Genomic DNA, 26,709 nt, shown 5'->3' with positions numbered 1-26,709 from the left:
CGATGTTTACTCGGTTTTTATGTTAATTTTTTTAATTATGAAGGTTTGTTACTTCTCATTTGTACTGATAACCTTTATAATGAAGGATGGTAATTAAGTAGATGAATAGTACTTATTTTCATGATAGAGGTCATTTGAATAAAAGGAGCGATGATTGATATGACGATAATACACCGTAAAGATACGCGACCAGTCAAGGTTGGCAATGTTATGATTGGGGGAAAAGATCAAGTTGTTATCCAATCGATGACAACGACAAAGACAGAAGATGTCGAGGCTACCGTTAAAGAAATCGGTCGCTTGGAAGAGGCGGGCTGTCAAATTGTCCGCGTGGCTTGCCCGAATGAAAAAGCAGCCGCAGCCATTCCAGAGATCAAAAAACGCATTAATATTCCGTTAGTCGTAGATATACATTTTAACTATAAGCTTGCCCTAAAAGCGATTGAAGGCGGCGCCGATAAGATTCGAATCAATCCTGGTAATATTGGTAAGCGTGATAAAGTAGAAGCTGTTGTCAATGCAGCGAAAGAAAAGGGAATTCCGATACGAATTGGTGTAAACGCTGGTTCTCTGGAACGTCATATTTTAGAAAAATATGGCTATCCAACGGCAGACGGAATGGTTGAAAGTGCACTTCATCACATTAAGATCTTGGAAGATCTCGATTTTCATGATATGGTAGTTTCCTTAAAGGCCTCCGATGTTACATTGGCGATTGAGGCTTACGAAAAAGCAGCCGAAGTCATTCCTTACCCACTGCATTTAGGTATTACTGAATCAGGAACCCAGTTTGCTGGAAGTATCAAAAGTGCAGCCGGTATGGGTGCTATCCTAAGTAAAGGTATCGGCAGTACGATGCGGATATCGTTAAGTGCAGATCCAGTGGAAGAGGTGAAAGTAGCCAAAGAATTATTGAAAACATTTGGCTTAGCTTCCAATGCTGCTACTTTAATCTCCTGTCCAACCTGTGGCAGAATTGAGATCGATTTAATCAAGATCGCTAATGAAGTAGAAGAATATATATCGACGATCAAGGCACCGATAAAAGTTGCTGTGTTAGGTTGCGCCGTCAACGGACCTGGTGAAGCACGTGAGGCAGATATTGGTATTGCCGGGGCACGTGGTGAGGGATTATTATTCCGTCACGGAGAAATCATCCGCAAGGTTCCTGAAGAAACGATGGTAGAAGAATTGAAGGTTGAAGTAGATAAAATTGCAGAAGAATTTTATCAAAAACAAAAAGAAGAGGAAGAAACCCAAGAAGTATAAACCGGGCAGCTGCCCGGTTTTTTAATGTCTAAAAAGGAACAAAAAAGAGGGATACAAGTAAGGAAATTACCGATACGGTGATAGCAGCATTCCCTAACGTATCTGCGCCTTTTGTCTTCGAAATAATCCCAAATACTATACCTGCAACGCCCATGACTAGTGGCCATACAAAAAAAGAAACAACTGCCAAAACAAGGCCGATCCATCCATAAGTCATATTCACTTCCGCCTGCATCTGCGTCTCTTGTTCTGCTTCTTCTATTTGATCATTGAAATCCGTGTCAGCACTTAATTCAGCCGCTGTTTCTTCATCTCGTCGATTGAGTTCGTTTTGTGCATATAATTCATTTGTTTCTGTAAATTGTTGTGTGGTGAGGTCCTCTGATTGCTGACCATTATTAACCCTTGGTGCATCTTCTACACGATCGTCATTTTTATATTCTGACATACTACACCTCCTCCATATTTAAGGTACATTTGTAGTATGCCATGATTTAGCTGTTTCTTTCGTGGAAAATTATACTGCACGGTTATGGAAGGTATGCAACAAAATCTTGATATTTTTCTGCTTGTCGCTGAATCTTAACGGCATACTCACTTTTGGCATTTCCATTCTCTTCTTTGTATTCCTGTAGGCCAGTCATTCCCCGATGATAAGCCGTTAATGCCTCATTCCAGTTTCCGTATTGATTATACAGAAAATCAAGATAAACCAGCGACAACTTCATGGAATAATAAGGATTGAATAATAAGTCCTGTTCGTAGGGTATATTGGCTTTTTCGGCAAGCCAAGGTGCCGTATTTTTCATAAATTGTGCCATACCATAAGCGTGCCCATATTCTGTTTCTGGTCCAACTAAGTCTTGCTTAAATGTATTACCTGTCTCCACTTTTAACAGTTCATAAACCAGAAATGGATCAATATCATAAGGCTCCGCTTCTTTCACTAAAAAAATTGCCCATGGACGTTCAAAATTACCTTCGCTATCTTTTACCATCGCCTCTGCTGCATCGAAGTAATGTGGCCACGTTTCGTAATCCAGATGCAATTCCGCTTTATCGAGAGACTGATTATAGATATGCTCTCTTGCATTTGATTGTTGCTGGAGTATTTGCTTCTCCATTTGTAGCGTTTCGATTTCTTGATGATACCCTTGTATTTGATAATAATTCCACCCACCAGAACATAATAAAATCAGGGCACACCCAGTTAAAAAAAGGATTTGTCTTCTGCTCATTCAGGCTACACCTCCTCATTCTTAGCGGATTAGCCAATAGCAGACCTACTTACTTCATATAACCTTTTTGCATAATTGCTAAACATCCTTGCATAGAATAGGCTATAATAAAAAAAAGGAGCTCATATCATGAACATGTTAACGAAAAAAATGATTGCCTATAAGCTAAAGCATTTATCGGCAGAAGAAATTAAACAGAAGGCCGATGAATACCAGATTGCATTAAGTCATCAGCAAGCAAATGCGATTGCTTCACACCTCAAGCAAAGCAACTACGATCCAACCAAGCCTGCTGATCGTACCAAGATGTTAAAAAAATTAGCGGAATTGACGGATAGTAAAACCGCTCAAGCATGTCAAAGCTTGTTCAAACAATTGATCAAGGAGTATAACGTAGAGCACTTGTTTTATTAAAGCCAATATGTTCACGACTTCATTTTCTCACAATCAACCCTCGGCAGCAAAAAATAGAGACTACTTGCCAGTTCGTTCAAGGCCAAAATCGTTCTACGTCCTATAATTTTTCTTAGATAAGAAAAACTAGGAATCCCCGCCCGTTACATTATCAAACAAGTCTTTGCTCACATGATTTCCTGTTAATACTTTATTTGATCCATTCGTGTAAATGGATCAAGAGCACCTACTTATCATAAAAAAATCACCAAAGACGATATATATCCTTTGGTGATTTGCTTATTTTAGCCTTGTTGAACAATTTGTTCTTTTAAATCTGGAACAAAAGCTTCTTTTCTTAACATATCGATTTCAAACTTATAAGGTGGCTTTTTATTCTTTTTATCTTCTCCTACATAAGGCGTTTCAAGAATCTTTGGCAAGTCCTTCAACTGCTCATGATGAACTACGTAGTTCAATGCGTCGAAGCCAATATGACCAAAACCAATGTTCTCATGACGGTCCTTTCCCGCCCCTTGGATATTTTTACTGTCATTCACATGCACTACTTTCAGGCGGTCTAACCCAATGATCTTATCAAATGCATCCAATACCCCATCAAAATCGTTCACAACGTCATAACCAGCGTCATGAATGTGACAGGTGTCTAAACAAATCGATAATTTCTCATTATGCGTTACACCATCGATAATCTTGGCTAACTCGTCAAAGCTTCTACCTACTTCCGAACCTTTTCCCGCCATCGTTTCCAGCGCAATTTGTACATCTTGCTCGGGATCAAGCACTTGATTCAAACCTTCAATGATTTTAACAATCCCTGCATCCGCCCCTTGGCCAACGTGGGCGCCTGGGTGTAACACGATTTGCTTGGCTCCGATCGCTTCCGTTCGGTCAATTTCGCTTTTTAAGAAACGAACGCCTAAATCAAACGTCTCTTCTTTGACGGTATTGCCAATATTAATAATATAAGGAGCGTGAACGACAACATCAGCAATCCCATGTTCTTGCATGTGAGTCTGTGCTGTGTCAATATTTAATTCTTCAATCGCTTTTCTTCTCGTATTTTGTGGAGCGCCGGTATAGATCATCATAGCATTTGCCCCATAGGAAGCCGCCTCTTCACTCGATCCTAATAACATTTTCTTTCCACTCATAGATACATGTGAACCAATTTTCAACATGGTTTGCTCCCTCATTTCTTTTTGTTAAATGTATTGCGTTGTATTTTCTTTTTTACTTTTTGCTGCTGCTTTTTCATTTTCTTTTTGTAACCTGGCTTCACCTTTTTCGGTTTTCTTACCTGCTGCCAGGCCTGTTTTTCTGTTTCATTTTCCATTCTCACTCGTTTTTGACGTACATTCCAAGGCTTGGCTTCACGCCACTCCCCTTGCACAATATCGTAAAAGGTAAAGGTTAATCCTTTTTTCTCTAATGTCTGAACTAACGGGAGGTCTTGTTCCTGGTAAAGACTAATAGCAGTTCCTTCCATACCAGCTCGTGCAGTTCGGCCTACCCGATGTAAATAAAATCCCTCTTCTTTTGGCAATTCGGCATTAATCACGTGGCTGACGCCTTTGATATCAATCCCCCGTGCTGCGAGATCTGTAGCAACGATATATTGATACTTCAGTTGTTGAATCTCCTTCAGCACCCTTTTTCGTTCCCGTTGACTTAAACCGCCATGAATTAAACCAACTCCCAGACCTCTTTCATGTAATTGCTGAGCTAGCTGATCGGCTTGCTCTTTCCCATTTGTAAATATAATCGCCAAATAAGGCTGAATCAGTGAAGACAGTTGTGTAATAAGATCGGCAGCTTGTCTATGTCTTAAGTCAATCAAGCGATGTTCCAGGTTTTCCGGTGCCAATCGATCATCTATTTTAATATACAGTGGAGACTGTAAATATTTCTTTAAAAATGGTTGAAGTTTCTCAGGTATCGTAGCAGAAAACACCATTAGCTGAATCGATGGATGGGCGTTGGTTAAGATTTTATCGATTTCTTGAATCAAACCTAGTTCCAGCATCAAATCTGTTTCGTCGATAACAAAAGATTTCGCCGAATAAATCGATAACACACCTTGTTCCACTAAATCTAAGATCCGTCCTGGTGTACCTACTACAATGTGTGGAGGCTGTTTCATCTTATCAATCATTCTTTTTTTATCGGTCCCACCAATAATCAGCTTGGTTCGCCACGCGTCTTGATTAGCTGATAACTCACTGATCTTTTTTACTTCTTCATAAATTTGTGTCGCTAATTCTCTTGTGGGTGCAGTTAACACGACTTGTGTTGCATCATCGGTACTATTTATTTGTTGCAATAAAGGGATTAAGAAAGCATGTGTCTTTCCTGAACCAGTCTCTGACTGCCCGATAATATCTTTTCCCTTTAACGCCTCAGGAATAACCTTTGTCTGAATCGGAGTCGGCTCATAAAACCCGAGACCATCTATCACATCATTCATCCAGTCTTCTAATGCATATTGTCTAAATTGGTGTTTTTTCATATCTGTCTCCTTTTGACTGATTATCTTTGTCAATTATGCTAAATACCTTTATAATGAAAGTATTGGACGTAAAGTCCACTATTAGACATTTTACTTTATCTTAAGCAGAAAGTACAGAGGGGGAACGACAATGGAAGTAATTAAGATTGCTCCAAGGGGATATTGCTATGGAGTTGTCGATGCAATGGTTATTGCGCAAAATGCCGTAAAAGATCCCAATCTACCTCGACCTATTTATATACTGGGTATGATTGTCCACAATTCACATGTTACCAACGCCTTTGAAGAGCAGGGTGTTTATACATTAGATGGCAGGAATAGAGCCGATTTATTAGAGGATATTGAGAGTGGGACGGTGATTTTTACCGCCCATGGTGTATCACCTGAAGTGAAAAATAGGGCCGAGGAGAAAAACTTAACCGTGCTGGACGCCACCTGTCCAGACGTCACACGGACACATGATCTCATCCGGGAAAAAGTGAAAGAAGATTACGAAATTGTGTATATTGGTAAGAAAGGTCATCCGGAACCTGAAGGGGCAGTGGGCGTTGCGCCCGATCATGTCCACTTGATACAAAATGAAGAAGAAGTAGAGCAACTGATAATTGCCTCTGATAAAAAAATATTGGTAACAAATCAAACAACAATGAGCCAATGGGACGTCTATGATGTCATGCTCAAGGTGCAAGAGAAATACCCACAGACAGAAATGGAACAAGAAATCTGTATGGCAACACAAGTACGTCAGGAAGCCGTTGCTGAACAGGCAGGAGAAGCCGATCTCACATTAGTAGTCGGTGATCCTCGTAGTAATAACTCGAACCGCCTGGCGCAAGTATCCATTGAAAAAGCGAATACGCAAGCCTATCGTATTGCTGATGTCTCTGAGATTCAATTAGACTGGCTCGATGGCGTTCAGAAAGTAGCCGTAACTGCTGGCGCTTCTACACCCACCCCCATAGCCAAAGAAGTGATTAAGTTTGTCGAACAATATGATCCAAACGACAGCAACACATGGGACATCACATCAAAAGTGCAAAAAGATAAAATCCTTCCTAAGGTAAAAGCAAAATAACATGCATAAGAAAACCGGGCAAATTCTGCCCGGTTTTTTATTACTACCCGAACTAGACACTAACTGCCGATAAGACGAATGATGTAAAGTCACCAGTCCAACTTATTCCATGTAAGAAAGTTGATGATTTGTTAGCGCTCGGGAAACGTTCCGAAAATAGGTTCCACTTTTACCCACTTGGCATAAGTCAATAAGCGATTTGAGCAAAAACGCTCTTATCATACTTCCTATACCGCGAGGCATTTGGCTCAACCTGCTCGTCAGTAAAGAGCATTTTCTGTGGGATCTTCACACTTCCTCTGCCTGCTCAATGAATCTAAATGAAGCATTAAAAATGCACTCCAAACCTCCATAGAGATGACCACCATTTTCCATGATGGACACTTTTTTGGTCGTCATCAGAACAACAATCACAATAACATTTATGCAAAATGAAATGGCTCTGTAAATTGTTTCGATGTAATAACCTCGACGTCACTCGACAGCTGCTCTTTATTGCGGTCAAAGTAGTCTTTCACACCTTGTTTCATTACTGCTTCGACATGGTGCCCTGGGTCCAACAAGCATATCCCCGCTTCCTCTGCGTCTTGAGCGTCGTGAAAGGTGAGATCACCTGTTACATACAAATCTGCTCCAGCTTTCCGAGCTGCCTCAATATATCCCTTACCACTTCCACCTAATACGGCTATTCGTTTAATCTGCTGATCAGCAGAACCGACATAACGTAGTGCTGGCAGGGAAAAACGTTGCTTCACGATCTCGATATATTCTTTTAGCGGCATCGGGTGTGCTAGGAAACCTATCCTGCCTAATCCCCGTACTTTTCCTTGATTAGCCAATGGGATCACATCGTAGGCCATTTCTTCATAAGGATGAGCATGCTCCGCTGCTTCTAAGACAGAGGTAAACTGGGACTCAGTAATAATCGTCTCCAGTTTGTATTCGTCCACTTCCTCCATTTCATCTTGTTTACCTAAATACGGATTAGTTCCTGCTAGTGGTTTAAACGCCCCTGTCCCTCTGGAGCGAAAACTGCAATGGCTGTAGTTTCCAATATGACCTGCCCCAGCATCACCCAAGGCGTGTTTTAATTGTTCTATATGTGTTGCCGGTGTATAGATCACCAATTTGTAAATTTTTTCAATATTGGTGGTTACTAATGGTTTGGTATCGATGATTTGCAATTGGTCTGCCAGCAAATCGTTCACTCCACCGTCGACGACATCTAAATTAGTATGTGCGGCATACACAGCAATATCGTGCTTGATCAAATGCTGCACGACCTTGCCTTTGGGAGTAGCAAGGTCGAGCGATTTGAGTTCTTGAAAAAACAAGGGATGATGGGCAATAATCATGTCCACGTCTTGCTCGATGGCTTCTTTCACTACCCGGTCTACGACATCTAACGTAATCATCACTTTTGTAACTGGTTGTTCTGTATGCCCCAGTTGTAAACCAACATTATCCCAGTGCTCTGCATAATCAACAGGAACCCATTCCTCAAATAATTGCACAATATCTTTTACCTTTGTCATTCGAATATTACCTCCTCTATCATGGCATTCTCGTGTTCTAATTGCTGGATTTTTTCCCAGGGCAATTGAGCAGCTTGTTTCATTTGCTGCAACAGCCTCTTTCTTTTTTCATATTCCCGATTCCATTTCTTAATAAAAGCCGGATGTCGATCTTTTAACAAGTAAGGGCCAAATAATAATTCCTTTTCTGTCAATGTAGCGAACGATTTGGTCTGATCGCCTACAAGGATTTCATATATATACCCTTCTTCTTCTAGGATGGCCTCATTTACTAACGCAATTTGATGACGCTGCAGCCATGATCGAACCATGTTAGCATCTAAATTAGGTTGTAGAATGAAACGATTGACCCCTATTAATTTTTCTTTTCCTTCTTCCAGAATAGAAGCAATCAGTTTCCCGCCCATTCCTGCAATCGTCATCTGATTGACTTCTCCTGGATTAATTACCTCTAAGCCATTGCCTTTACGTACCTCTATTTGATCTGTTAGTTGCTGTTCGACTACTGTTTGTTTGGCACGCAGAAAAGGACCCTCATTCACTTCTCCGGCGATAGCTGTAGCATCTGGATCTGCAGAACAAATCACGCATGGCAGATAGGCATGATCGGAACCAATATCTGCAAAGTGGATCGGTTTGTTTAGAAATTCGCCAACACGGCTTAAACGTTTTGAAATCATTCCTTGTGTTCCTTTCCCATTTAATCTTAGTGGATTTTGTTGCTTTGAATACCTTTATTATTAACTTATATAACTGCCGATAAGACGAATTATGTAAAGTAGCGGTCCATGTCTTCCATGTAGTAAAGTTGATTGTTTGTCAGTGCTAAATAGCGCTCTGGAAATAGATTACGCTTTTACCCGCGAAGCATAAGTCAACAAGCGATTCGAGCAAAGAACACTCTCATTGTGTTACCTATACCGCGAGACAAGGCTTTAGCCTCCTCGTCAGCCAAAACCGCTTCCTGCGGGGGCTTCACACTATGAAGTGCAGGCGTGGTGATTCTTAGCTTGTGAACACTTTATAGAGTCTCCACCTATTTCCTTCCTGGGTAGTAGCACTACAATCGAATGACTGCTAGGATGTGGGATTCTAGGCACCATTATCATGCTAGATAAACTTGTTCAGAGAATGATTCGATCATACATTATGGTTTTTATAAATGAAAGAACCATTTTGTAGCATGATCCATGACATATCCGAAAAATCAGTTGACGATTTTCTCCTTTTGCTACAATACTGTCTAGGTACCTAGAACTCCTCATTCTTGCAGTAACAACCATTGTTGTACTCCAATCTAGCGGAACCTATTCCCGGAGCGCTCGTCTAGCACAATTAAACAATCAAAATCACCACCCAGAAAAGTGGTTTACTTTACATAATTCGTCTTATCGGTATTTCTAATCGTTTAGATCAGAATCGTTACATCTTATTATGCCATGCTAGCGTTATAAGAAAAAGCCTTCTGTTTAAAACAGAAGGCTTTTTGCATGCTTTAATGTTCTTCAGTCAGCCATTCGGCTAATACTTCCGCTTCTTCATCCGACACCAATCCGCCCGGCATACCGCCGTCTGTACCATTAATGATGGTTTCTCTGATTTGATCTTGATCTAGTCTGCTACTTACATCCTGCAAGGCTGGTCCTGTACCGCCTTCCAAATCACCACCATGACAACCTACACAGCTTTGGATTAATGCTTCAGGATCTTGGGCTTCTTCTGTTTCGCCGCCCTCTTCACCACCATTAGCAATCTTATCTTGTTGATCTAATCCTACTGCAGAAATGATAATCATAGCTAAGATGCCAAGCACGGCAATAAGTGCGAATGGTATAATAGGATTTTTTTTCATTTGATTTTCCTCCTTCAATAACACTAAACGCCTACGTTTTTTTATGTACAAAGAAAGCCACTTTTATTTTACTTTAAAATGTGAAGATTGGGAAGTGTTATCTATTAAAATTCATAAACTGTTTAAAATATGCTGATAAATAGAGCGGCCATATTGCGTCCCTTCGTTCGCAACATTTAGTTGCATCCGAAGCAATCCTCTTTAGAAGACATTAAAAATAATGGAACCCCAGCCTAATAAGCAGGACGATAAAAACAAAAACACCAGCAACCTGTAAAAAGAACTGCTTTCTCCACCAACCACATACGACCCATGAAGCACTATTTAAAAAGATCCAACTATACAAGATCATCCAGTTTGGCAAGTATTGAAACAATACCAAAGCCGTAAAAAGCAAAAAATACACAAAGAAAATCATAACCGCATAAGATTCGCGCAGGTAGGGATGTCGGTGAAAAAGTTTGATCGCTAACAACGCTATGATTAATACCACACAGTTACCAGCTATTTGTAACATCATATGCTCACTAAGTGTAAACAAAAGGATGGGGACTAACAATAATAACGTGTGCAATACATAAAAAAATAAATAATAAGGACTCGGGCGCGGCATTTGTTCGTCTGCTCCCTCTCCTTCTGAGTACAGCGCTAACAAAAAATCACAATAATGCGCTGGGAGGATTTGATGAGATTTCCAGTAATGAATCTCACTAATGATAACTTGTTTTCTCTCTGCTTTCATACCACCACTCCAAGATTCCTTCATTTCTCTTTATATCGGTTTATGCTAGGAAACAATCAAGTGATTTTCATTTAAAAGTTTATATATCCCTAGTCTGATAAAGTAAACTTTCATTCAGAGAGGCGCTTTCCATCCGCTCTGAATGTTAGTGAACCCATCGTGCAGCCTGATTGTTGGATCTCATGCTTCCGAGCAATCTACTCCAGATCTGGGAAACGCACATCAGGTATACTGCGATAAAAGAAATCAAAAAGCTATGGCAATACAAAAGTTTAACGTGTATTTTGTTTTTTGAACAGCTTCTATAAAGATAGAGTTGTCCTCTTTTACCTTAATCAAAAGAAAAAAGATGGAAAGAAAACAACTCTCTACATTTCTCTATTTCATTCTTATTCTAGAAAATCTTTCAATCGTTTGCTACGGCTTGGGTGGCGCAACTTACGAAGGGCTTTGGCTTCGATTTGACGAATTCGTTCTCGAGTAACGCCAAATACTTTGCCCACTTCTTCTAATGTTCTTGTTCTTCCATCATCCAAACCGAAACGGAGTCTAAGCACGTTTTCTTCTCTGTCGGTAAGTGTATCTAAGACATCTTCTAATTGCTCTTTTAATAACTCATAGGCTGCATGATCGGAAGGAGAAGTCGCCTCTTGATCTTCGATGAAATCACCTAAGTGTGAATCATCTTCCTCCCCGATAGGTGTTTCCAAAGATACAGGTTCTTGAGCAATTTTCAAGATTTCTCTTACTTTATCTGGGGTAAGTTCCATATCTTTCGCAATTTCTTCTGGAGTTGGCTCACGTCCTAAGTCTTGCAATAATTGACGTTGAACTCGAATCAGCTTATTAATGGTTTCTACCATATGAACGGGAATACGGATGGTTCTTGCCTGATCAGCAATGGCTCTTGTAATAGCTTGGCGAATCCACCAAGTAGCATAGGTACTAAATTTGAATCCTTTTCTGAAGTCGAATTTCTCTACTGCCTTGATCAGTCCCATATTTCCTTCTTGGATAAGGTCTAAGAATAGCATTCCTCTACCTACATAACGCTTCGCTATACTGACAACCAAGCGTAAATTGGCCTCTGCTAAACGTTTCTTCGAATATTCATCACCTTGTTCAATACGTTTTGCCAGGTCGATTTCTTCGGTAGCTGATAAAAGATCCACCTTACCAATTTCCTTTAGGTACATGCGAACTGGGTCATTAATCTTAATACCCAGAGGTACACTCAAGTCATTGAGATCGAATTCTTCTTCTTTCGATAATTGCTGCATGGATGGGTCTTCATCTGTCTCCCCAATCACTTCTACACCTTGCTCATTAAGAAACTCATAGAACTCATCCATTTGATCTGATTCTAATTCAAAGTTACCTAATTTTTCTGCTACTTCCTCATACGCCAATACGCCACGTTTCTTCCCCAACTCTAATAGCTGTTCTTTCGCTTGATCAACGGTCAATTCTACTTCTTTAGAATGTGATGACTTATTCTCTGCCATGAGTTGCCCTCCTTTTAAAAACTACTCCATTTCCTTGATTGCTGTTTAATTTGTATCATTTCCATCGCTATCTTAGCAGCTTCCTTAGGATCTGTTTTCTCTATTTGTTTCATCCTGTCTTGAAGCTGGTTTAGCATGACATGTTCTGTTTGTTCTGCCTGAATGATATGAATATAGTCGGTTAATTCCTTATCCGACATCTCCCATGAAAAATCCAACATCGATAACTCGACGACCAATTGTTGCAATGTTTGATCATCCAAATAAGTTAAGAATTGGGCTGGATCTGGCTCATTCCCTTCTTCATAAAAGCCATAAAGATGGGTTGCAATTACCTGATGCTGCTCTACGTTGAAGCTGGACCCGATGGTTTCTTGTATCTTATCAGCTATAAATGCGTTCTGAAGCATAGCAGCAAGCAGGCGTCGTTCCGCATTATGATAAGCTGGTTGCAGTGCATGCAAGGGTTTAGAAACTGTTTGTTGTTGTTTTCCAACATTAGTATTACCAAAGATGCGCTTGTTATCAACCTTTTTTTGTACTTGTTGTGATCTTGCCGATAATTCCTGCCTTAGCGTTTCCTCGGATAAATGAAATTCTGCCGCTAACTCACGAAGATAATGATCTTGTTCAATAGAACTTGTTAAGCTTGCTATTTCTGCAACAGCTGCTTCTACATATTTCAAACGGTCGCCTTCAAGCTTTAAATTAAAGTTCTTTCGTAAATACTTTAACAGGAAAACCATTTCTGTATCAGCTGTTTCGATGATTTGGGTTCTGAATTGCTCTGCTCCATACTCTTGAATATATTGATCAGGATCATAACCAGTGGGCATTATTCCCACTTTAATCACACATCCAGCCTGTTTCAATAACTGTATGGCCTTATACGTGGCCTCTTGTCCTGCACCATCACCATCATAACAGATAACAATCGTTTCCACGTAGCGCCTCAGCATGTTGACATGTGTTTCTGTCAAAGAGGTTCCCAAGGAAGCAACACCATTTTTGACTCCGGCTTGATAAGCAGAAATAACATCTGCCGCCCCTTCAAACAACACGGCCTCTCCTTTTCTCCTAATCTCACCGCGGGCAAGATCGAAGTTGTACAGTAGCCTGCTTTTGGTATAGAGGGTAGTTTCAGGACTATTTAGGTACTTAGGACCTTGGTCTCGCAGCGATCTGCCATTAAAAGCAATGGTTTTCCCTAAGTGATTACGAATGGGAAAGATGATTCTATTCTGGAAACGATCATAATAATGACCATCCTCCGTCATAGCGAGTACTCCCCCGTTTGCCATCACCTGTTTATGAAATCCCTTTTTTTCAAGGAAAGACACGACAAAATCTCGTGATGGAGGAGAAAATCCGATTTGAAAAGTATCGATTGTTTCATCGGAAAAGCCTCTTTCATATAAATAGCTTAACGCCTCTTTTCCTTCTTTCGTATGTCGCAGCAAATGGTGATATAGTTTAACTAACCACTCATGGGCTTCTAACACCTTCTGCTCCTCTGACCGACTTTCCCCTTGTTCTGGTTGTTGGAATTCTGGAATCGTTTGACCAGATTTATCCGCTAAATAACGTATGGCCTGCTGAAAGTTGTAACCTTCCATCTCCATGATGAAGCTAATCACATTTCCACCTTTGCCACAACCAAAACAATGATAGATCTGCTTCTCCTGATTAACGGAAAAAGATGGTGTGTTCTCAGAATGGAAAGGGCATAAGCCAAAATAATTTCGTCCTTGTTTTTTCAATTGGACATATTCTCCAACAATATCCACGACATCATTAGCTTGGCGCAGTGATTCAATTACTTGATCTGACACTTGATTGGCCATTGCTTATCACCATTTCTACATAGCTTTTACAACCTTGATTCGACAATTTTCTCGTTATTCAAAATAGGAAAAGCAACTCTGTCCTCTTCAACAGTCCTTGCTTACATAATACCTCGATTATCAGTGATATAAACACGATGTGCGCAAATGAACCGCGAACCTTCTTCCTCGTTGTAAAAAATATTCTACATAAATCCGCAAAATCCTTCTTTTTTATAAAAACAAGCCAAAAAAATGTTTATTTGCCATATATACTACACCTTTTTAGCTAGATATAAACATTTGCCCAAAGTATTATTATAATATATTCACCAATAAAATCAACTATTATTACTTATTTTTACGATTTTAATAAAAATGACGCAATGCTTTTGTTGGGGGGAATCTCCCCCTCATTACCTGAGAGTTAATCAATCTGTCTATTTTGCAGCTCCCAGTATGGCTGGTTAATCATATTTAAAATGATATTGGCCGTTTCCTCTACCGCTTTATGAGAAACATCGATGACGGGACAACCTAATTTGTTCACCAAGTCGTTAAAACAAGTCAATTCTTCCTCAATTCGTTCAAAAGCGGCATAGCTAGATTGATCTCCTAACCCAAGACTTTTTAATCTTTCTTTGCGAATACCATTTAGCTTCTCTGGGCTAATACGAAGACCAATGCATTTATGGGAAGGTATGGTAAATAGTGCTTCAGGCGGTTCTACTTCTGGTACGATGGGTACGTTTGCTACCTTTAATTGCTTGTGGGCTAAATACTGAGAAAGTGGTGTCTTTGATGTACGGGAAACACCGATCAGTACTATATCCGCTTTGGCAACTCCCCTTGGATCTTTTCCGTCATCATAACGAACGGCAAATTCGATGGCTTCAATTTTTCGAAAGTAATCTGCATCTAGTTTATGGATTAAGCCGGGTTCTTGGCGAGGTTTTTGCTTATACTTTTGTTCCATCACCTGAAGCATCGGACCCATAATATCGACACAGTCCACCCCTTTTTCTTCCGCTTCCTGAATGAAGAATTCTCGCAGTTCTGTATTCACAATAGTAAAGGCCACGATGGCATCCAATTGTTTTGCGTGGTACACGGCACCACGCAAAACCTCTACATTTTCTACGTAAGGAATTCGATAGATATCATAATCATTTTCATTCATAAATTGACTGAGAGCTGCCTTGGTAACAAACTCAGCCGTCTCACCGACCGAATCAGACACGACATAGATAATCTTTTTCTCCATCTGTTAACACCCTCCTCAGCCTTCCTTATCATCTGTTAACCTTGTTGTTTCCATTGCACCTTTGTCAAGTCCGCAAAACATAATAATTGTTTGGCGATCTGATTTAACAAGGAAAGACGATTATGACGAATAGCCATATCCTTATCCATAACCATGGAATGATCGAAAAATGCATGTATTGGTGTCACTAGGGGTGCCAACACCGATAACGCACGACTCGCGTCTTTTTGTGCCAATGCCTCTGTAAATGGTTCCTTCCTATCCAGGTAGGTTTGATATAAGTTAGCTTCTTCTTGATTCTGAAATAAAGCTGTATCTATTTTGGTTTGCTCTTCTGCCTTTACAGCAAGGTTTAGCACTCGAACAAAGGCCTCTTGGCTATCTTTGAAGTCTTGGTCTGTTTTCTTCTCTTGTAATACCTCTCCCTTCTTGATAAGGAAAGAGAAGTCGGCTAACTGGCTGGCTAATACCGCGTCAATGACATCTGGATCGAGTCCAGCCTCTTTCATAATATATACGCTGCGCTGCTTAAAAAATGATTCGATTTGCGCTGTAATTTGCTCCTTACTACCCTCTAGTATGTTCTCTTCCGTAAATAATGCCAATACCTGTTCACAGACCTCCGTAATATTAAGCTCCCATTGTTTTGCTTGAACAATTTGCAAAATGCCTAGTGCTTGTCTTCTTAGACCATATGGATCTTGTGAACCACTAGGGATTAAGCCAACTGCAAAACAACCAACAACCGTATCTAATTTATCTGCCATACTGACAATTGCACCTACTGTTGATTCTGGCAGGTCATCATGGGTGTTTCTTGGCATATAATGTTCTTCTATCGCCTGAGCAACCACACGATCCTCACCAAACATTTCTGCATATTTCCTGCCCATGATTCCTTGTAATTCTGTAAATTCATTCACCATGTTGGTGACTAAATCAAACTTACTGATTTGTGCCGTTCTTGTTACTTGAGACTTTTGTTTATCATTTAATTGTAACATATTTGCGATCCATGCACTAATTTTTTCGACACGTATAACCTTATCTGCTATGGTTCCCATTTTTTCTTGGAATACCATTCGTTTCAATTGTGCGAGATTATTCTCGATTGATTGCTTCTGATCTTCCTCAAAAAAGAATTGCGCATCTTGCAAGCGTGCTCTTAACACCTTTTCATTACCACGGGCCACAGTATCCACATGTTCAGCTGTGCCATTTCTGACACCAATGAAATAAGGTAACAGTTCTCCTTTGGCATTCTCTACTGGAAAATAACGCTGATGCTCTTTCATAGTAGTGATCAGTACCTCTTTCGGCAGCTGCAGAAATTCTTCACTGAACTTTCCGTAAAATACGGTAGGGTACTCTACTAAATGGGTTACTTCTGTCAGCAGATCTTTATCTACTGGAATAACCCATCCTTTGTCATTTGCTAATGTTTCAATGCCGGCAACAATACGCTCTTTCCTATCTTGCGCTTGTGCTATCACATATTGATCCGATAATAACTGTTCGTAGGTTAAAGGATCATTGATTTCCACTGTTCCCCCAAGGAAGCGATGTCCTTTACTAATATTCCCTGTTGGTACCTTAGCTATTTCAAAGGGAATGACCTGATCATCTTTCAAGGCAACCAACCACTTAATCGGGCGGACATAACGTAAATCTTGGTCGCCCCAACGCATGTTTTTGGGGAAATTCAAATGAAGAATAATATCCTTAAAATCAGCTAGCAGTTGATCTTGCGTTTTTCCAGCAATAAATTTACGTACAAAAACATATTCCGTTCCGCTCACTTCTTTCACGTACAAATCTTCGACAGATTTCCCTTGCCCTTTAGAGAAACCAATAGCCGCCTTGGTCCAATTTCCTTGCTCGTTTTTAGCAATCTTTAAGGCAGGACCTTTAGCTTCTTCCTCTTGGTCTGGCTGTTTATCCGCAAGTTCCGTAATTAATACGGCAAATCTTCTCGGTGTAATATAGGTAGTGATCGTTTGATAAGTAAGGCGAACTTGTTCCAACCATTCCATCGTTCTATCTTTAAGCTGGCGCTCCGTATCATTCATAAAACGAGCAGGCATTTCTTCAAGTCCAACCTCAAATAATACATTAGTTGTTTTCATGGGAAGCTTCTTCTCCTTTCAACATTGGAAATCCTAGTCGCTCTCTCTCTTCGACATATAATTTGGCTATTTCTCTTGCCAGGTGACGCACACGCCCAATGTACCCAGTTCGCTCCGTGACAGAAATAACCCCCTTAGCATCTAATAAATTAAAAGCGTGAGAGCATTTCAAAACATAATCATACGCTGGAAAAACTAGACTTTTACTCATCGCATTCCGCGCCTCTTCCTCATAAGTAGAAAACAGGTCAAAAAGCATGTCTGTATTGGATTCTTCAAACGTATATTTAGAGTGTTCATACTCCGGTTGATAAAAAATATCTCCAACGGTTACACCACTGGTCCATTCTAAATCAAAAACGTTCTCTTTATCTTGAATATAGGAAGCAAGGCGTTCAATACCATAAGTAATTTCAACTGCTACCGGTTTTGCCTCTAAACCTCCGATTTGTTGAAAATAAGTGAATTGAGTGATTTCCATTCCATCGAGCCAAACTTCCCATCCTAATCCCGCGGCTCCAAGCGTGGGATTCTCCCAATTATCCTCTACAAAACGAATATCATGATAAGCCGCATCAATACCCAACTTCTCTAAAGAATTCAAATAGAGCTCTTGGATATTATCCGGTGATGGCTTCATAATTACCTGAAATTGATGATGCTGATATAATCGGTTGGGATTTTGACCATAACGACCATCTGCTGGTCGTCTTGATGGTTCTACATAAGCTACATTCCAAGGCTCAGGCCCGAGACTGCGCAATAAAGTCATAGGCGACATCGTTCCCGCTCCTTTTTCCACATCATAAGCCTGCATAAGAATACAATTTTGATCAGACCAGTGTTGTTGTAAGGTTAAAATCATTTCTTGAATATTCATGTTTATCTCATCCTCCACTTCGGTTATTCGACAATAAGAAAATCCGTCCCTATGCCTTATTATTAACGATAAGGCATAGGGACGGATTTTCCGCGGTTCCACCCTACTTGTTGCAATAAACGCAACCTCTTTTTCTTGTTTCATCGCTCCAGAGTGCCTTCCTAAGAGGTAACCTGCTCAGCTCTCACCCGCCTGAACTCGCTTGATGGCACCATAAACCTCAGTACTACTCTCTTTCTTTGCAAACACTGTATTTGATTTATTTTTACATCATACGCAAAAAGATCAAAAATGTCAATTATAATTTATCCTGCCAACCCTTCATCTGCTTTAAAAACCGTTTTGATTTGATCGTATACCCTCCGTATGTTTCATAGTATTGATCCATCACAAATTGAAGGATCCGCTTATTTTCTGGTTTGACCGAGATATCCCCTACTCGTTCAATTTCTATCCAAAGAAACAGTTTCATCAATTTCACGACTTGTTCAGGAACAGGGATGGCATGAGGGTCAATATGGACACATCGTTTACAAAGCAGTCCCCCATTGCTGACGGAAAATGCCTTTAAGTCATCGGTGGTACCACAAGATACACACTGTGTGACCACAGGAGCAATCCCAGATTCTTTATACATTTTCCATTCATACATCATCGCCAGTACTTCTGGGTCCTGCCCTTCATTCAAGCGCTCTACAGTATGCAACAGTTGACTATACATATAAGCGCTATACTTCCTTTGATCAATTAATTTATCAGTTAGTTCTGCAATATAACTCATATAAGCCGTCTTAAAAATATCCTCACGAATCTTCCGAAAAGAAGACAACACTTCTCCTTGCTGAATCGTAGCCAGATTACTGCCAGACTGAATTAAAAAAGATCCATGAATAAATGGCTGCGTTATTGCAGCCATTCGACTTTTTGTTTTTTTTGCTCCCCTTGCAATGGCACCCAGCTTGCCTAAGGTCGGGGATAGTATGGTAACAATCTTATGTGTTTCCCCATAATCCTGCGTTTTGAGAATGAAGCCTTCTACTTTTTCCAGCACAAGCTTCCCCTTCCCTTCTTTCTCTAGAGATGTCGATCTTCTATAATAGGCTCTTCGCCCTCTTCTTCATCTATATCATCTGCTTCTACTTCTTTCATCCATAAGTATGCCTCAATATTACCTGTTTGACTAAAAACTTTCCACGGTACATCCATCACAATAAACCTCACCTTTCATTGGTAATCTGTTATTGCACGTAAGGAGGAAAGACAGTGATGATTGCCTCTCTTACGTTTATGATTAGTTTTTCCGAAACAAACAATTAAATGAGTCATAATTTTTACCATGTAAAACGTTGCATTTTCTTTTTTGCAGTTAAAGGGAAAAATACCTTAGACTGGACTTTGCACCCATTAGATGGAGGGGCTTAATAATCATCTTTGTTGAAACCAAACTCTTGCAACTGTTGAGGATTATTCCTCCAGTTCTCTTGTACCTTCACCCATAATTCCAGATACACTTTAGAACCTAATAGGCGTTCAATATCTTGTCTCGCTCTCTTCCCAATTTCTTTGAGCATTTTGCCTTGCTTGCCGATAATAATACCTTTTTGTGATTTTCGTTCCACTACTACGACGGCTTGTACTAATATCTTCTCATCTTCCCCGCGATGATCAATTTGTTCAATGACAACAGCAATGGAATGTGGAATCTCCTCACGGGTTAACTGGAGTACCTTTTCCCGAATCAGTTCTCCTATAATAAATCGTTCTGGATGATCGGTTACTGTATCTTCGGGATAATATTGTGGCCCTGTTGGCAACTGTTCGGCAAAAACCTGCATTAAATGCTCTACATTGTTTCCTTCTAATGCAGAAATAGGGATAATTTCTTTAAATGAATATGCTGAACGATACTGATCAATTAATGGCAATAATTGATCAGGATGGACCAAATCAATCTTATTAATGACCAAATAGACCGGTTTGTTGACAGACTGCAGCCGATCCATAATAAATTGATCTCCACGCCCATAGCCTTCTTCTGCATTGATCATAAACATGACTGCATCTACTTCGCCTAAAGCATCTTCGGCAATCTTTACCATAAAATCACCTAGTCTGTGCTTCGGTTTATGAATACCTGGTGTATCGATAAAAATGATTTGTTTATCTTTATCAGTATATACGCCTTGAATTTTGTTCCTTGTTGTTTGTGCCTTATCACTCATAATGGCAATTTTTTGACCAATTACCCGATTCATGAACGTAGATTTTCCTACATTTGGTCTGCCGATAATTGCTACAAATCCTGATTTAAAGTCGTTATCCATATTTATTTCCTCCGCTTACATTCATGTTGAGTTGCTTATTCTTATCATACTATATTTTTCACCTTCGTGCATAGCTTCGACAAAAGTAGTGGGATTTCCTTCAAGATTTTCACGCCTGCCTAGCAAAAAGGATATGCTTTCAGAACAGCTGGAAGAGTGTCCTTATCCTTTTTTATTTTATAAAAACGGCTGCTATCGATAAGATATTCAAGGAAAAAATCATTCCAAGTCCTATCATACCAAGGATTTTATACTCTCCTTGCTTATAAAAAAAACACTTCGTCGGTTGGACCAAGTGTGTTTGCTGGATAGGGGCGTGGAGTGCTGATCAAAAAGGTTGATTCGGTTAATCAGCTGACAAACGCTACGATTTTTGGGATAAAGATCAAGCAGGCGATCACGACTGACGACACGGCCGTAATTAATACAGCAGCAGCTGCCATATCCTTAGCGACCCCTATCAGTTCTTTTTTTTCAGGCTCTAAATGATCCAACGCTCTTTCCAAAGCAGTATTCATCAATTCCATACTAACAACGGCACTCATCGTTAGACACAACACCATCCATTCCATGACCGAGACATGCAGTACCACACCTGCCAATACCACCAGCAAGGCAGCAATCAAATGAATCTTAATATTTCGCTCAGTTATGATTGCTACCTTCAATCCATGCAAGGCGTAACGCAAACCAAAGTGAAGTTTATTCCTCCCGCGATAATCCGAAGCCATTTAAAATCTCCTCTTGTCTGGTAAACATTTTTTCTTCTTCTTCTTTATCCATATGATCATAACCAATCAAGTGTAATAATCCATGAACCGCTAAGAAGCCCAGTTCTCTTTTGAAAGAGTGTTGATATTGTTCGGCTTGCTCTGCTGTCTTATCTACAGAAATGATGATATCACCAAGTACTACCGGCATATCTGCGCCTTTGATTATCAGTTCCTCTGCACCCGTTTCTTCCAGCGCAAACGATAATACGTCTGTGGGGCGATCCATTGCTCGAAATTGTTTATTCAAGCGGTGAATTTCTTCATTATCTACAAAGGAAACTGACAATTCTGCGGTGTCTGAAATGCCCTCAAATTCTGCTGCGTACAATAGTAATTGAGTGAGAATTTCTTGCAGTTCTGTTGAAATACTTGCTGTCTCATCATAAAAATCAATCTCCATCCTCTGTGTCCTCCTTATCTGTGGGATATTGTATACGAGAATGATACATTCCCTTTAAGGTTTCATCAATTACCAGTCTGATTTTTTCTAAGTCTTTAAAAGTCAATGTACTTTCGCTTAATTGATCATCCAATAAGCGATCTTTAAAGATCGATGAAACAATCTTCTCAATTGATTCTTGATCAGGATGATCCAGTGACCGCACAGCCGCCTCTACGGAATCACATATAGAAATAACGGCTGCCTCTTTCGATTGAGGGCGCGGACCATCATAACGAAAATCTGCTTCCTCTACTTGATCATTTTGTTCTTTTGCCTTGTAATAAAAATACTTCAACAGAGTCGTGCCATGGTGTTGATACGCAACATCAATGATTTCCTTTGGTATCTTCTCCTCTTTTAATAAATCTGCACCATCTTTAGGATGTGCCAGAATAATTTCTGCACTTTGATAGGGGTCCAAATAATCATGCGGGTTCTTGGCACCCATTTGATTTTCAATAAAATAATGAGGGCGAAGTGTTTTACCCAGATCGTGGTAATACGAGGCCACTCTTGCTAATAACCCGTTAGCGCCTATCGCTTCACAAGAGGCCTCACTCAGATTCGCTACCATAATACTATGATGATAAGTCCCTGGAGCCTCCATTAATAATTTTCGTAATAAAGGATGGTTAGGGCTGGACAGGCTTAACAGCTTCGTATCAGATAGCAATCCCAATCCTGTCTCAAAGAATGGCAGCATTCCAATGGTTAATACCGTAGCAATGATTGCTGAACAAATACCATAGCCACCAAACAGTAAATAATCCATCCAATTATATTTCTCAAATGATAGGAATATAAAGAAGCAAATCACCATAACATTAATTAGAGCAATAGCAAATCCACTTCTAATGATTGCTGTACGATCCTTCATCAATTTCAAGCAGTATATACTTGCCAGCTGTGAAAATAATAAATAAGTGCCTGCTTCAATATTAAGATTCCCTGGGATATTACCATTAAAAATAATACTGCCTATCACGGAGTAAAGCATCGCCATGGTTAAGGCGTATTTTTCATTGATTAAAATCTTGATTAACATAGACACCGAAGCGATCGGTGTAAGCCAATACAGCGGATTCACGGTGGTAGCATAGAAACTGATGACTTTCATCATAATCATCAAAAAGGTCGTCAACACCAATAACGCGGCCAACTGCCGACCTGTCACCTGTTGTTGGTGTACACTATTTCGAATTAGTAACAAAAGGAAGATACCATTCAAAATCACAAATAACAATAAACCAATAATCGGATAAAAACTCTTCTGTTCATTTAAAAGTCCGGTTAATTCGAGTTCTTCATATATTTCATTGGTAATAAGCTGTCCTTCTTCCGCAATTACTTCTCCCGCCCGAATAACCACCGGCTCTACTGCACTTCTGGCTTGTTGTTGAGCTTGATTGGTTTCATCTAAGGAAAAAAAGGAGTTCGGCTGAACACCGAATTCAGACAACGGCTGTAAGGCAGCAACCAAGTCGTCTGGCAATGTCGAATAGTTTAATTTTTGTTGTACAGTCTCCATTGCTTGTTCGACATCATCTCGCTTAACACCGTCATAATAGACATCATAGAGAGCCGTTGTTAATAATTCCTTAGCCAGCATTCTCGAGTTCTCTGGCGCCTCAAATAAGGTGACAAGATCCTCTCGACCAATTTGTTGAAATAAATCTGCGTTAACTAGAGCCTCTAAATAGTTTATCTTATCTGATATATCATCCAATTCTAGTTCTTCGTCTTCTGTCTCGATGTCACCACTCTCTATTTTATGAATCGCTTCAAATAATTCATTAATATATGTAATTTGTTCCTCAGCGACTTCCTGGCTCACTTCATAATGATCTTCTACGGATTGAATGGCTTCTCGAAGGCGCCTCTCCGTCTCTTTCGTATTTTCAATCGTGATCGGGGAGCGGATCGTTTCCTGGGCTGAGGAAAACTTTTCAATGGCATAGGTTTGGAGATGCACATTGTTATATAAGGCAACAAACAGAACGGTCATTATTAATAAAATACAGGAATAAATTTGCCAAGATTGCTGCCGAAACAAAGACTTACTGCCACGTTTTAATGCATGAAAGAAACGCATGCTCTCCCCTCTTTTCCACCTGTTTCATCACGATTTAAATTAATCTTCATAAGCATCGATTATCTTCTGAACGATCGGATGACGTACTACATCAGACTGACTTAAATAAACGATACCAATGCCATTTACGTTTGCTAACTTTTCTTTTGCATCAATCAAACCAGATCGTACACCTTTTGGTAAATCGATTTGTGTCGCATCTCCGGTAATTACCATCTTAGAACCAAAGCCTAAGCGCGTTAAAAACATTTTCATTTGTGCATTAGTTGTATTTTGTGCTTCATCAAGAATGACAAAGGCATCATCCAACGTCCGCCCTCTCATATAAGCAAGCGGCGCTATCTCGATCGTCCCCCGTTCGATGAGCCTTGCCGTATGTTCGGTGCCCAGCACATCATGTAAGGCGTCATACAAAGGTCTGAGATAGGGATCTACCTTCTCTTTCAAATCTCCAGGTAAAAAACCGAGGCTTTCTCCCGCTTCTACTGCCGGGCGGGTAAGGATGATTTTTTTCACCTTACCATTTTTTAAGGCATGGATCGCCATGACCACCGCCAAATAGGTCTTACCTGTACCAGCAGGGCCAATACCAAACACCAGATCACTTTGTCGAATCGATTGTAGGTAGTGACGTTGTCCTAGTGTTTTGACACGAATAGGCTTTCCTTGGGCATTCTTGGTTATTTCATCTTCAAATAAGGTTGCTAATTGATCTATTTTTCCCCGTTTGGCTAAGTCCACGGCATATATCACATCACGCTCAGAGATAGTAATCCCTTTTCTAATAATGGATAATAAGCCATTTAAGACATCTTCTATTATTCCAACATCCTCTGGTTGACCAGATACACCGATCTGCTCTCCTCGAGATATAATGGATACTTGCAATTGCTCTTCCAGTTGTTTGAGATGTCGATCTTCTGTACCAAATAAGGCTAAGGCCTCGTTAGGGTTTTCTAATTGTAAATCAATGATTCTTAAGTCTTCTGTCATAATCAATCTCCTTGGCTAATTGGTTGTTTCGTTGCAATATCTTCGAGTACTGAATAATATAAAGTTATTTTTACTTTACCATTCTCTGCCGATTCGTGCAAAACTTTTTCATCCAATATTTTTGATTCGGGAGGAGTTTTTCGTTCTATTTCTCGCCTGGCATGTGCCAAAGCCAATTGTTTTGCTTGTTCTTTCTGTAATTGCTGCGTGGTTTCTTCTGTTTCATAAATCGTTTGTTTAATATAGCTGATTGGTAATTTCCATTTCAGAAAGTAAAATGCCCGTTCGTCGGCTTCCACTTGATATTGAGGAAACGATGGCTCGTCTAAATTCCAAACAGGTAATAACCATTTCTTCAACCGAAGATAGTGTTTAACTTCTTTTGTTCCTTTGAGTGTTTGAAAATGCTGTTCAATGGGCACGGTAACGTCGCTTCTGTACCATACCTCGGCAATCACCTTTCCATCTGCTCCTACTGCCGTTCGTTTTTCTTCCTCTTCTTCCTCTTCTTCCACTTGTTTAAGGTATCCAGAAACTAACATATCTCCTTTGGATACGACGTCATCGGTTCGTACTAAAGGTTGTCCTTTAGTAATAAACAAGTCATGAATGACCCCTTCTTTTGCTGCTACCAAATGTCCAGGCGGTGTTTCTTCTTCTTTCTCAACAATCGTTTTCTCTACTCCTTCTAAATGATAAGCGGAACCATTCTTTTTCACCCCTACCCATAATAATTCAGGAATGTCGGCTAACAATTGCCGCTGAATCACACCTGGCGGGGCCAAATCCCACTGAAAACTACCGATTTCCACCCCGTATTTCTCCAGCGTTTCCGTTACTTCTGTCTCCATGTCTGGATCTAAACCGGTCACTTCTACCCGCCAGACAATATTGGATAAAAGAAATATTAGTATCAGCGCCAATAAAAAGCCCAAAATGAGCGGCTTTTTATTTATTAACTGTTTACTTGTGAAGGGTAAACCATGTCGTCCAGTAAAGAATAGTTTATACCTTGTTTGTCGTTTGACTTCACGTATTTTCATCAGACTTGTTAATTTCACTTTTCCGATGGCAACAGTGTCGGTCTTCTTTTCAATATCCCATGACATCACCCCATGCTTTGCCAATATTTGAAAAAAAAGCTCAGGATGTACACCTCGTACTTCTATCGTTATATAACCTGTAAACCAATTCTTTTTAATAAAAAACATACAACGTCCCTCCGAGCAGCTGCAAGATTACTCAAAACGAATGTCTGTAATTTCACCTTCTAGTAAAATATCCTGTGCAATCATCATTTTTAATACAAAATCTTTTCCTGTAATACGGACATGTCCTTGATGAACTTTTAATAATAATTCATCGGAGGAAAAAACGACTAAACCTTGATGGTTTTCAATATAGGCGTGAATCGTTCCAATCATGGTGATGCGTGGAAGTTTTAAGGTCACCTCAGAAGGCAGATCAAATGTTTGGGTAATGGAACGCATGATTTTTTCTTTCAGTTTGCTTTTTGTCACTGAATCTGATCCTCCCCTCATTTCATTCTATGAAACGAATAAGAATTCAGAACTTTGACATCAAGATTATGGTGTGATTCTGGAGAAAAAAGTTGGAATGGGGAGTTATGTGAATATGATCTTGTTTCTGTGCTAAGCAAGCACTCCGTAAAGCGTAAAAAATAACAAAACGTAACTTTATTTAACTTATCGACAATTATCGGTACTCTCGTTCATTCAAGGTCAAAATCATTCCAAGTCCTAGTATATCAAGGGGGATATACGTTCTTTACTTATAAAACAAAGAAGAACCAAGAATGGTTCTTCTTTGTTTGGTGATCGTATTCTCGCATC

25 protein-coding genes are annotated in these 26,709 nt (G+C 39.9%); 3 read left to right on the top strand and 22 right to left on the bottom strand.

All coding sequences use genetic code 11. The features are described from left to right. The first annotated feature begins 159 nt into the window (after window positions 1-159). Window positions 160-1,269 carry a flavodoxin-dependent (E)-4-hydroxy-3-methylbut-2-enyl-diphosphate synthase gene (gene ispG, locus BN6556_RS14985; RefSeq protein ID WP_392388597.1) on the top strand — a complete coding sequence of 370 codons (1,110 nt, stop codon included), beginning with the start codon at window positions 160-162 and terminating at the stop codon, window positions 1,267-1,269. A gap of 28 nt (window positions 1,270-1,297) precedes the next feature. On the opposite strand, the gene BN6556_RS14980 is transcribed toward ispG, so the two are convergent. Both BN6556_RS14980 and BN6556_RS14975 read right to left on the bottom strand, forming a co-directional pair. Further along, window positions 1,298-1,717: a hypothetical protein gene (locus BN6556_RS14980; protein ID WP_066192946.1), complete on the bottom strand. Its 420-nt coding sequence runs from the start codon at window positions 1,715-1,717 to the stop codon at window positions 1,298-1,300. An 82-nt stretch (window positions 1,718-1,799) separates the two neighbouring features. After that, window positions 1,800-2,507 (bottom strand): lytic transglycosylase domain-containing protein, encoded by a 708-nt coding sequence (locus tag BN6556_RS14975; RefSeq protein WP_066192944.1) that lies wholly within the window; start codon window positions 2,505-2,507, stop codon window positions 1,800-1,802. A 129-nt stretch (window positions 2,508-2,636) separates the two neighbouring features. Between BN6556_RS14975 and BN6556_RS14970 the strand changes: the two genes are divergently transcribed. Next, entirely contained in the window at window positions 2,637-2,921 is a 285-nt protein-coding gene (locus BN6556_RS14970; RefSeq protein ID WP_066192942.1) for a DUF2624 family protein, read from the top strand. A 284-nt stretch (window positions 2,922-3,205) separates the two neighbouring features. Here BN6556_RS14970 and BN6556_RS14965 read toward each other — a convergent pair whose 3' ends face one another. Together BN6556_RS14965 and BN6556_RS14960 are read right to left on the bottom strand one after the other, a co-directional pair. After that, on the bottom strand, window positions 3,206-4,102 hold the full coding sequence (locus tag BN6556_RS14965) for a deoxyribonuclease IV (RefSeq protein ID WP_066192940.1): 897 nt from the start codon (window positions 4,100-4,102) through the stop codon (window positions 3,206-3,208). A gap of 11 nt (window positions 4,103-4,113) precedes the next feature. Further along, complete coding sequence (locus BN6556_RS14960) at window positions 4,114-5,430, bottom strand: DEAD/DEAH box helicase (protein ID WP_066192938.1); 1,317 nt, start codon at window positions 5,428-5,430, stop codon at window positions 4,114-4,116. Window positions 5,431-5,560: 130 nt separating this feature from the next. Between BN6556_RS14960 and BN6556_RS14955 the strand changes: the two genes are divergently transcribed. Then, window positions 5,561-6,505: a 4-hydroxy-3-methylbut-2-enyl diphosphate reductase gene (locus tag BN6556_RS14955; protein WP_066192937.1), complete on the top strand. Its 945-nt coding sequence runs from the start codon at window positions 5,561-5,563 to the stop codon at window positions 6,503-6,505. 422 nt (window positions 6,506-6,927) lie between these two features. Here the strand turns inward: BN6556_RS14955 and BN6556_RS14950 are convergent, their stop codons facing one another. The 18 genes from BN6556_RS14950 to yqfC all read right to left on the bottom strand — a co-directional run bounded on the left by BN6556_RS14950 (window position 6,928) and on the right by yqfC (window position 26,376). Then, the gene (locus BN6556_RS14950; RefSeq protein ID WP_066192935.1) at window positions 6,928-8,040 is read right to left on the bottom strand and encodes a Nif3-like dinuclear metal center hexameric protein; all 1,113 of its coding nucleotides are present in this window, start codon (window positions 8,038-8,040) and stop codon (window positions 6,928-6,930) included. Continuing rightward, window positions 8,037-8,720 carry a tRNA (adenine(22)-N(1))-methyltransferase gene (locus BN6556_RS14945; protein WP_066192933.1) on the bottom strand — a complete coding sequence of 228 codons (684 nt, stop codon included), beginning with the start codon at window positions 8,718-8,720 and terminating at the stop codon, window positions 8,037-8,039. The genes BN6556_RS14950 and BN6556_RS14945 overlap by 4 nt, the downstream gene beginning before the upstream one ends. Window positions 8,721-9,535: 815 nt before the next feature. After that, window positions 9,536-9,892: a cytochrome c550 gene (gene cccA / locus BN6556_RS14940; protein ID WP_066192931.1), complete on the bottom strand. Its 357-nt coding sequence runs from the start codon at window positions 9,890-9,892 to the stop codon at window positions 9,536-9,538. Window positions 9,893-10,103: 211 nt separating this feature from the next. Further along, window positions 10,104-10,634: a hypothetical protein gene (locus BN6556_RS14935; protein WP_066192929.1), complete on the bottom strand. Its 531-nt coding sequence runs from the start codon at window positions 10,632-10,634 to the stop codon at window positions 10,104-10,106. A 389-nt stretch (window positions 10,635-11,023) separates the two neighbouring features. After that, complete coding sequence (gene rpoD / locus BN6556_RS14930) at window positions 11,024-12,139, bottom strand: RNA polymerase sigma factor RpoD (protein ID WP_066192927.1); 1,116 nt, start codon at window positions 12,137-12,139, stop codon at window positions 11,024-11,026. 14 nt (window positions 12,140-12,153) lie between these two features. Beyond that, window positions 12,154-13,983, bottom strand: a complete 1,830-nt coding sequence (dnaG, locus tag BN6556_RS14925) for a DNA primase (RefSeq protein ID WP_066192925.1) — start codon at window positions 13,981-13,983, stop codon at window positions 12,154-12,156. A 406-nt stretch (window positions 13,984-14,389) separates the two neighbouring features. Then, window positions 14,390-15,226 (bottom strand): pyruvate, water dikinase regulatory protein, encoded by an 837-nt coding sequence (locus tag BN6556_RS14920; RefSeq protein WP_066192923.1) that lies wholly within the window; start codon window positions 15,224-15,226, stop codon window positions 14,390-14,392. Between the two features lie 35 nt (window positions 15,227-15,261). Next, a complete protein-coding gene (glyS, locus tag BN6556_RS14915) occupies window positions 15,262-17,352 on the bottom strand; it encodes a glycine--tRNA ligase subunit beta (protein WP_066192921.1) in 2,091 nt (696 codons plus the stop codon). Then, window positions 17,339-18,232 (bottom strand): glycine--tRNA ligase subunit alpha, encoded by an 894-nt coding sequence (gene glyQ / locus BN6556_RS14910; protein ID WP_066196437.1) that lies wholly within the window; start codon window positions 18,230-18,232, stop codon window positions 17,339-17,341. Before glyQ ends, glyS begins: the two co-directional genes overlap by 14 nt. A 298-nt stretch (window positions 18,233-18,530) precedes the next feature. Next, window positions 18,531-19,283 (bottom strand): DNA repair protein RecO, encoded by a 753-nt coding sequence (gene recO, locus BN6556_RS14905; protein ID WP_066192920.1) that lies wholly within the window; start codon window positions 19,281-19,283, stop codon window positions 18,531-18,533. 23 nt (window positions 19,284-19,306) lie between these two features. Beyond that, complete coding sequence (locus tag BN6556_RS21740; RefSeq protein WP_316245345.1) at window positions 19,307-19,438, bottom strand: YqzL family protein; 132 nt, start codon at window positions 19,436-19,438, stop codon at window positions 19,307-19,309. A 212-nt stretch (window positions 19,439-19,650) separates the two neighbouring features. Continuing rightward, complete coding sequence (gene era / locus BN6556_RS14900) at window positions 19,651-20,556, bottom strand: GTPase Era (RefSeq protein ID WP_066192918.1); 906 nt, start codon at window positions 20,554-20,556, stop codon at window positions 19,651-19,653. Window positions 20,557-20,906: 350 nt separating this feature from the next. Next, window positions 20,907-21,287 (bottom strand): diacylglycerol kinase family protein, encoded by a 381-nt coding sequence (locus BN6556_RS14895; RefSeq protein WP_066192916.1) that lies wholly within the window; start codon window positions 21,285-21,287, stop codon window positions 20,907-20,909. Then, window positions 21,259-21,729 (bottom strand): rRNA maturation RNase YbeY, encoded by a 471-nt coding sequence (gene ybeY, locus BN6556_RS14890; RefSeq protein ID WP_066192913.1) that lies wholly within the window; start codon window positions 21,727-21,729, stop codon window positions 21,259-21,261. Before ybeY ends, BN6556_RS14895 begins: the two co-directional genes overlap by 29 nt. Beyond that, on the bottom strand, window positions 21,719-23,863 hold the full coding sequence (locus tag BN6556_RS14885) for an HD family phosphohydrolase (RefSeq protein ID WP_066192911.1): 2,145 nt from the start codon (window positions 23,861-23,863) through the stop codon (window positions 21,719-21,721). The genes ybeY and BN6556_RS14885 overlap by 11 nt, the downstream gene beginning before the upstream one ends. A 39-nt stretch (window positions 23,864-23,902) precedes the next feature. Continuing rightward, window positions 23,903-24,856, bottom strand: a complete 954-nt coding sequence (locus tag BN6556_RS14880) for a PhoH family protein (RefSeq protein WP_066192909.1) — start codon at window positions 24,854-24,856, stop codon at window positions 23,903-23,905. Window positions 24,857-24,858: 2 nt separating this feature from the next. Next, window positions 24,859-26,067: a sporulation protein YqfD gene (gene yqfD / locus BN6556_RS14875; RefSeq protein WP_066192908.1), complete on the bottom strand. Its 1,209-nt coding sequence runs from the start codon at window positions 26,065-26,067 to the stop codon at window positions 24,859-24,861. 27 nt (window positions 26,068-26,094) lie between these two features. Beyond that, entirely contained in the window at window positions 26,095-26,376 is a 282-nt protein-coding gene (gene yqfC, locus BN6556_RS14870) for a sporulation protein YqfC (RefSeq protein ID WP_316245330.1), read from the bottom strand. Window positions 26,377-26,709: the final 333 nt, after the last annotated feature.

It is taken from the genome of Gracilibacillus timonensis (genome assembly GCF_900086715.1).
Taxonomy (GTDB): Bacteria; Bacillota; Bacilli; order Bacillales; family Amphibacillaceae; genus Gracilibacillus; species Gracilibacillus timonensis.
The sequence above is the reverse complement of the archived record's forward strand: the minus strand, read 5'-3'. Positions and strand labels throughout refer to the sequence as shown.

Excerpts from the sequence above, each read along its gene's own strand:
- rpoD (WP_066192927.1), bottom strand. The coding sequence starts at position 12,139 with ATGGCAGAGAATAAGTCATCACATTCTAAAGAAGTAGAATTGACCGTT.
- BN6556_RS14945 (WP_066192933.1), bottom strand. The coding sequence starts at position 8,720 with ATGATTTCAAAACGTTTAAGCCGTGTTGGCGAATTTCTAAACAAACCG.
- BN6556_RS14950 (WP_066192935.1), bottom strand. The coding sequence starts at position 8,040 with ATGACAAAGGTAAAAGATATTGTGCAATTATTTGAGGAATGGGTTCCT.
- BN6556_RS14965 (WP_066192940.1), bottom strand. The coding sequence starts at position 4,102 with ATGTTGAAAATTGGTTCACATGTATCTATGAGTGGAAAGAAAATGTTA.
- era (WP_066192918.1), bottom strand. The coding sequence starts at position 20,556 with ATGGATAACGACTTTAAATCAGGATTTGTAGCAATTATCGGCAGACCA.
- BN6556_RS14880 (WP_066192909.1), bottom strand. The coding sequence starts at position 24,856 with ATGACAGAAGACTTAAGAATCATTGATTTACAATTAGAAAACCCTAAC.
- BN6556_RS14970 (WP_066192942.1), top strand. The coding sequence starts at position 2,637 with ATGAACATGTTAACGAAAAAAATGATTGCCTATAAGCTAAAGCATTTA.
- BN6556_RS14980 (WP_066192946.1), bottom strand. The coding sequence starts at position 1,717 with ATGTCAGAATATAAAAATGACGATCGTGTAGAAGATGCACCAAGGGTT.
- BN6556_RS14935 (WP_066192929.1), bottom strand. The coding sequence starts at position 10,634 with ATGAAAGCAGAGAGAAAACAAGTTATCATTAGTGAGATTCATTACTGG.
- glyS (WP_066192921.1), bottom strand. The coding sequence starts at position 17,352 with ATGAAAACAACTAATGTATTATTTGAGGTTGGACTTGAAGAAATGCCT.
- dnaG (WP_066192925.1), bottom strand. The coding sequence starts at position 13,983 with ATGGCCAATCAAGTGTCAGATCAAGTAATTGAATCACTGCGCCAAGCT.
- BN6556_RS14895 (WP_066192916.1), bottom strand. The coding sequence starts at position 21,287 with ATGGCTTCGGATTATCGCGGGAGGAATAAACTTCACTTTGGTTTGCGT.
- BN6556_RS14920 (WP_066192923.1), bottom strand. The coding sequence starts at position 15,226 with ATGGAGAAAAAGATTATCTATGTCGTGTCTGATTCGGTCGGTGAGACG.
- glyQ (WP_066196437.1), bottom strand. The coding sequence starts at position 18,232 with ATGAATATTCAAGAAATGATTTTAACCTTACAACAACACTGGTCTGAT.
- ybeY (WP_066192913.1), bottom strand. The coding sequence starts at position 21,729 with ATGGAGATTGATTTTTATGATGAGACAGCAAGTATTTCAACAGAACTG.
- BN6556_RS14955 (WP_066192937.1), top strand. The coding sequence starts at position 5,561 with ATGGAAGTAATTAAGATTGCTCCAAGGGGATATTGCTATGGAGTTGTC.
- yqfD (WP_066192908.1), bottom strand. The coding sequence starts at position 26,067 with ATGTTTTTTATTAAAAAGAATTGGTTTACAGGTTATATAACGATAGAA.
- BN6556_RS21740 (WP_316245345.1), bottom strand. The coding sequence starts at position 19,438 with ATGGATGTACCGTGGAAAGTTTTTAGTCAAACAGGTAATATTGAGGCA.
- BN6556_RS14885 (WP_066192911.1), bottom strand. The coding sequence starts at position 23,863 with ATGCGTTTCTTTCATGCATTAAAACGTGGCAGTAAGTCTTTGTTTCGG.
- ispG (WP_392388597.1), top strand. The coding sequence starts at position 160 with ATGACGATAATACACCGTAAAGATACGCGACCAGTCAAGGTTGGCAAT.
- BN6556_RS14960 (WP_066192938.1), bottom strand. The coding sequence starts at position 5,430 with ATGAAAAAACACCAATTTAGACAATATGCATTAGAAGACTGGATGAAT.
- cccA (WP_066192931.1), bottom strand. The coding sequence starts at position 9,892 with ATGAAAAAAAATCCTATTATACCATTCGCACTTATTGCCGTGCTTGGC.
- BN6556_RS14975 (WP_066192944.1), bottom strand. The coding sequence starts at position 2,507 with ATGAGCAGAAGACAAATCCTTTTTTTAACTGGGTGTGCCCTGATTTTA.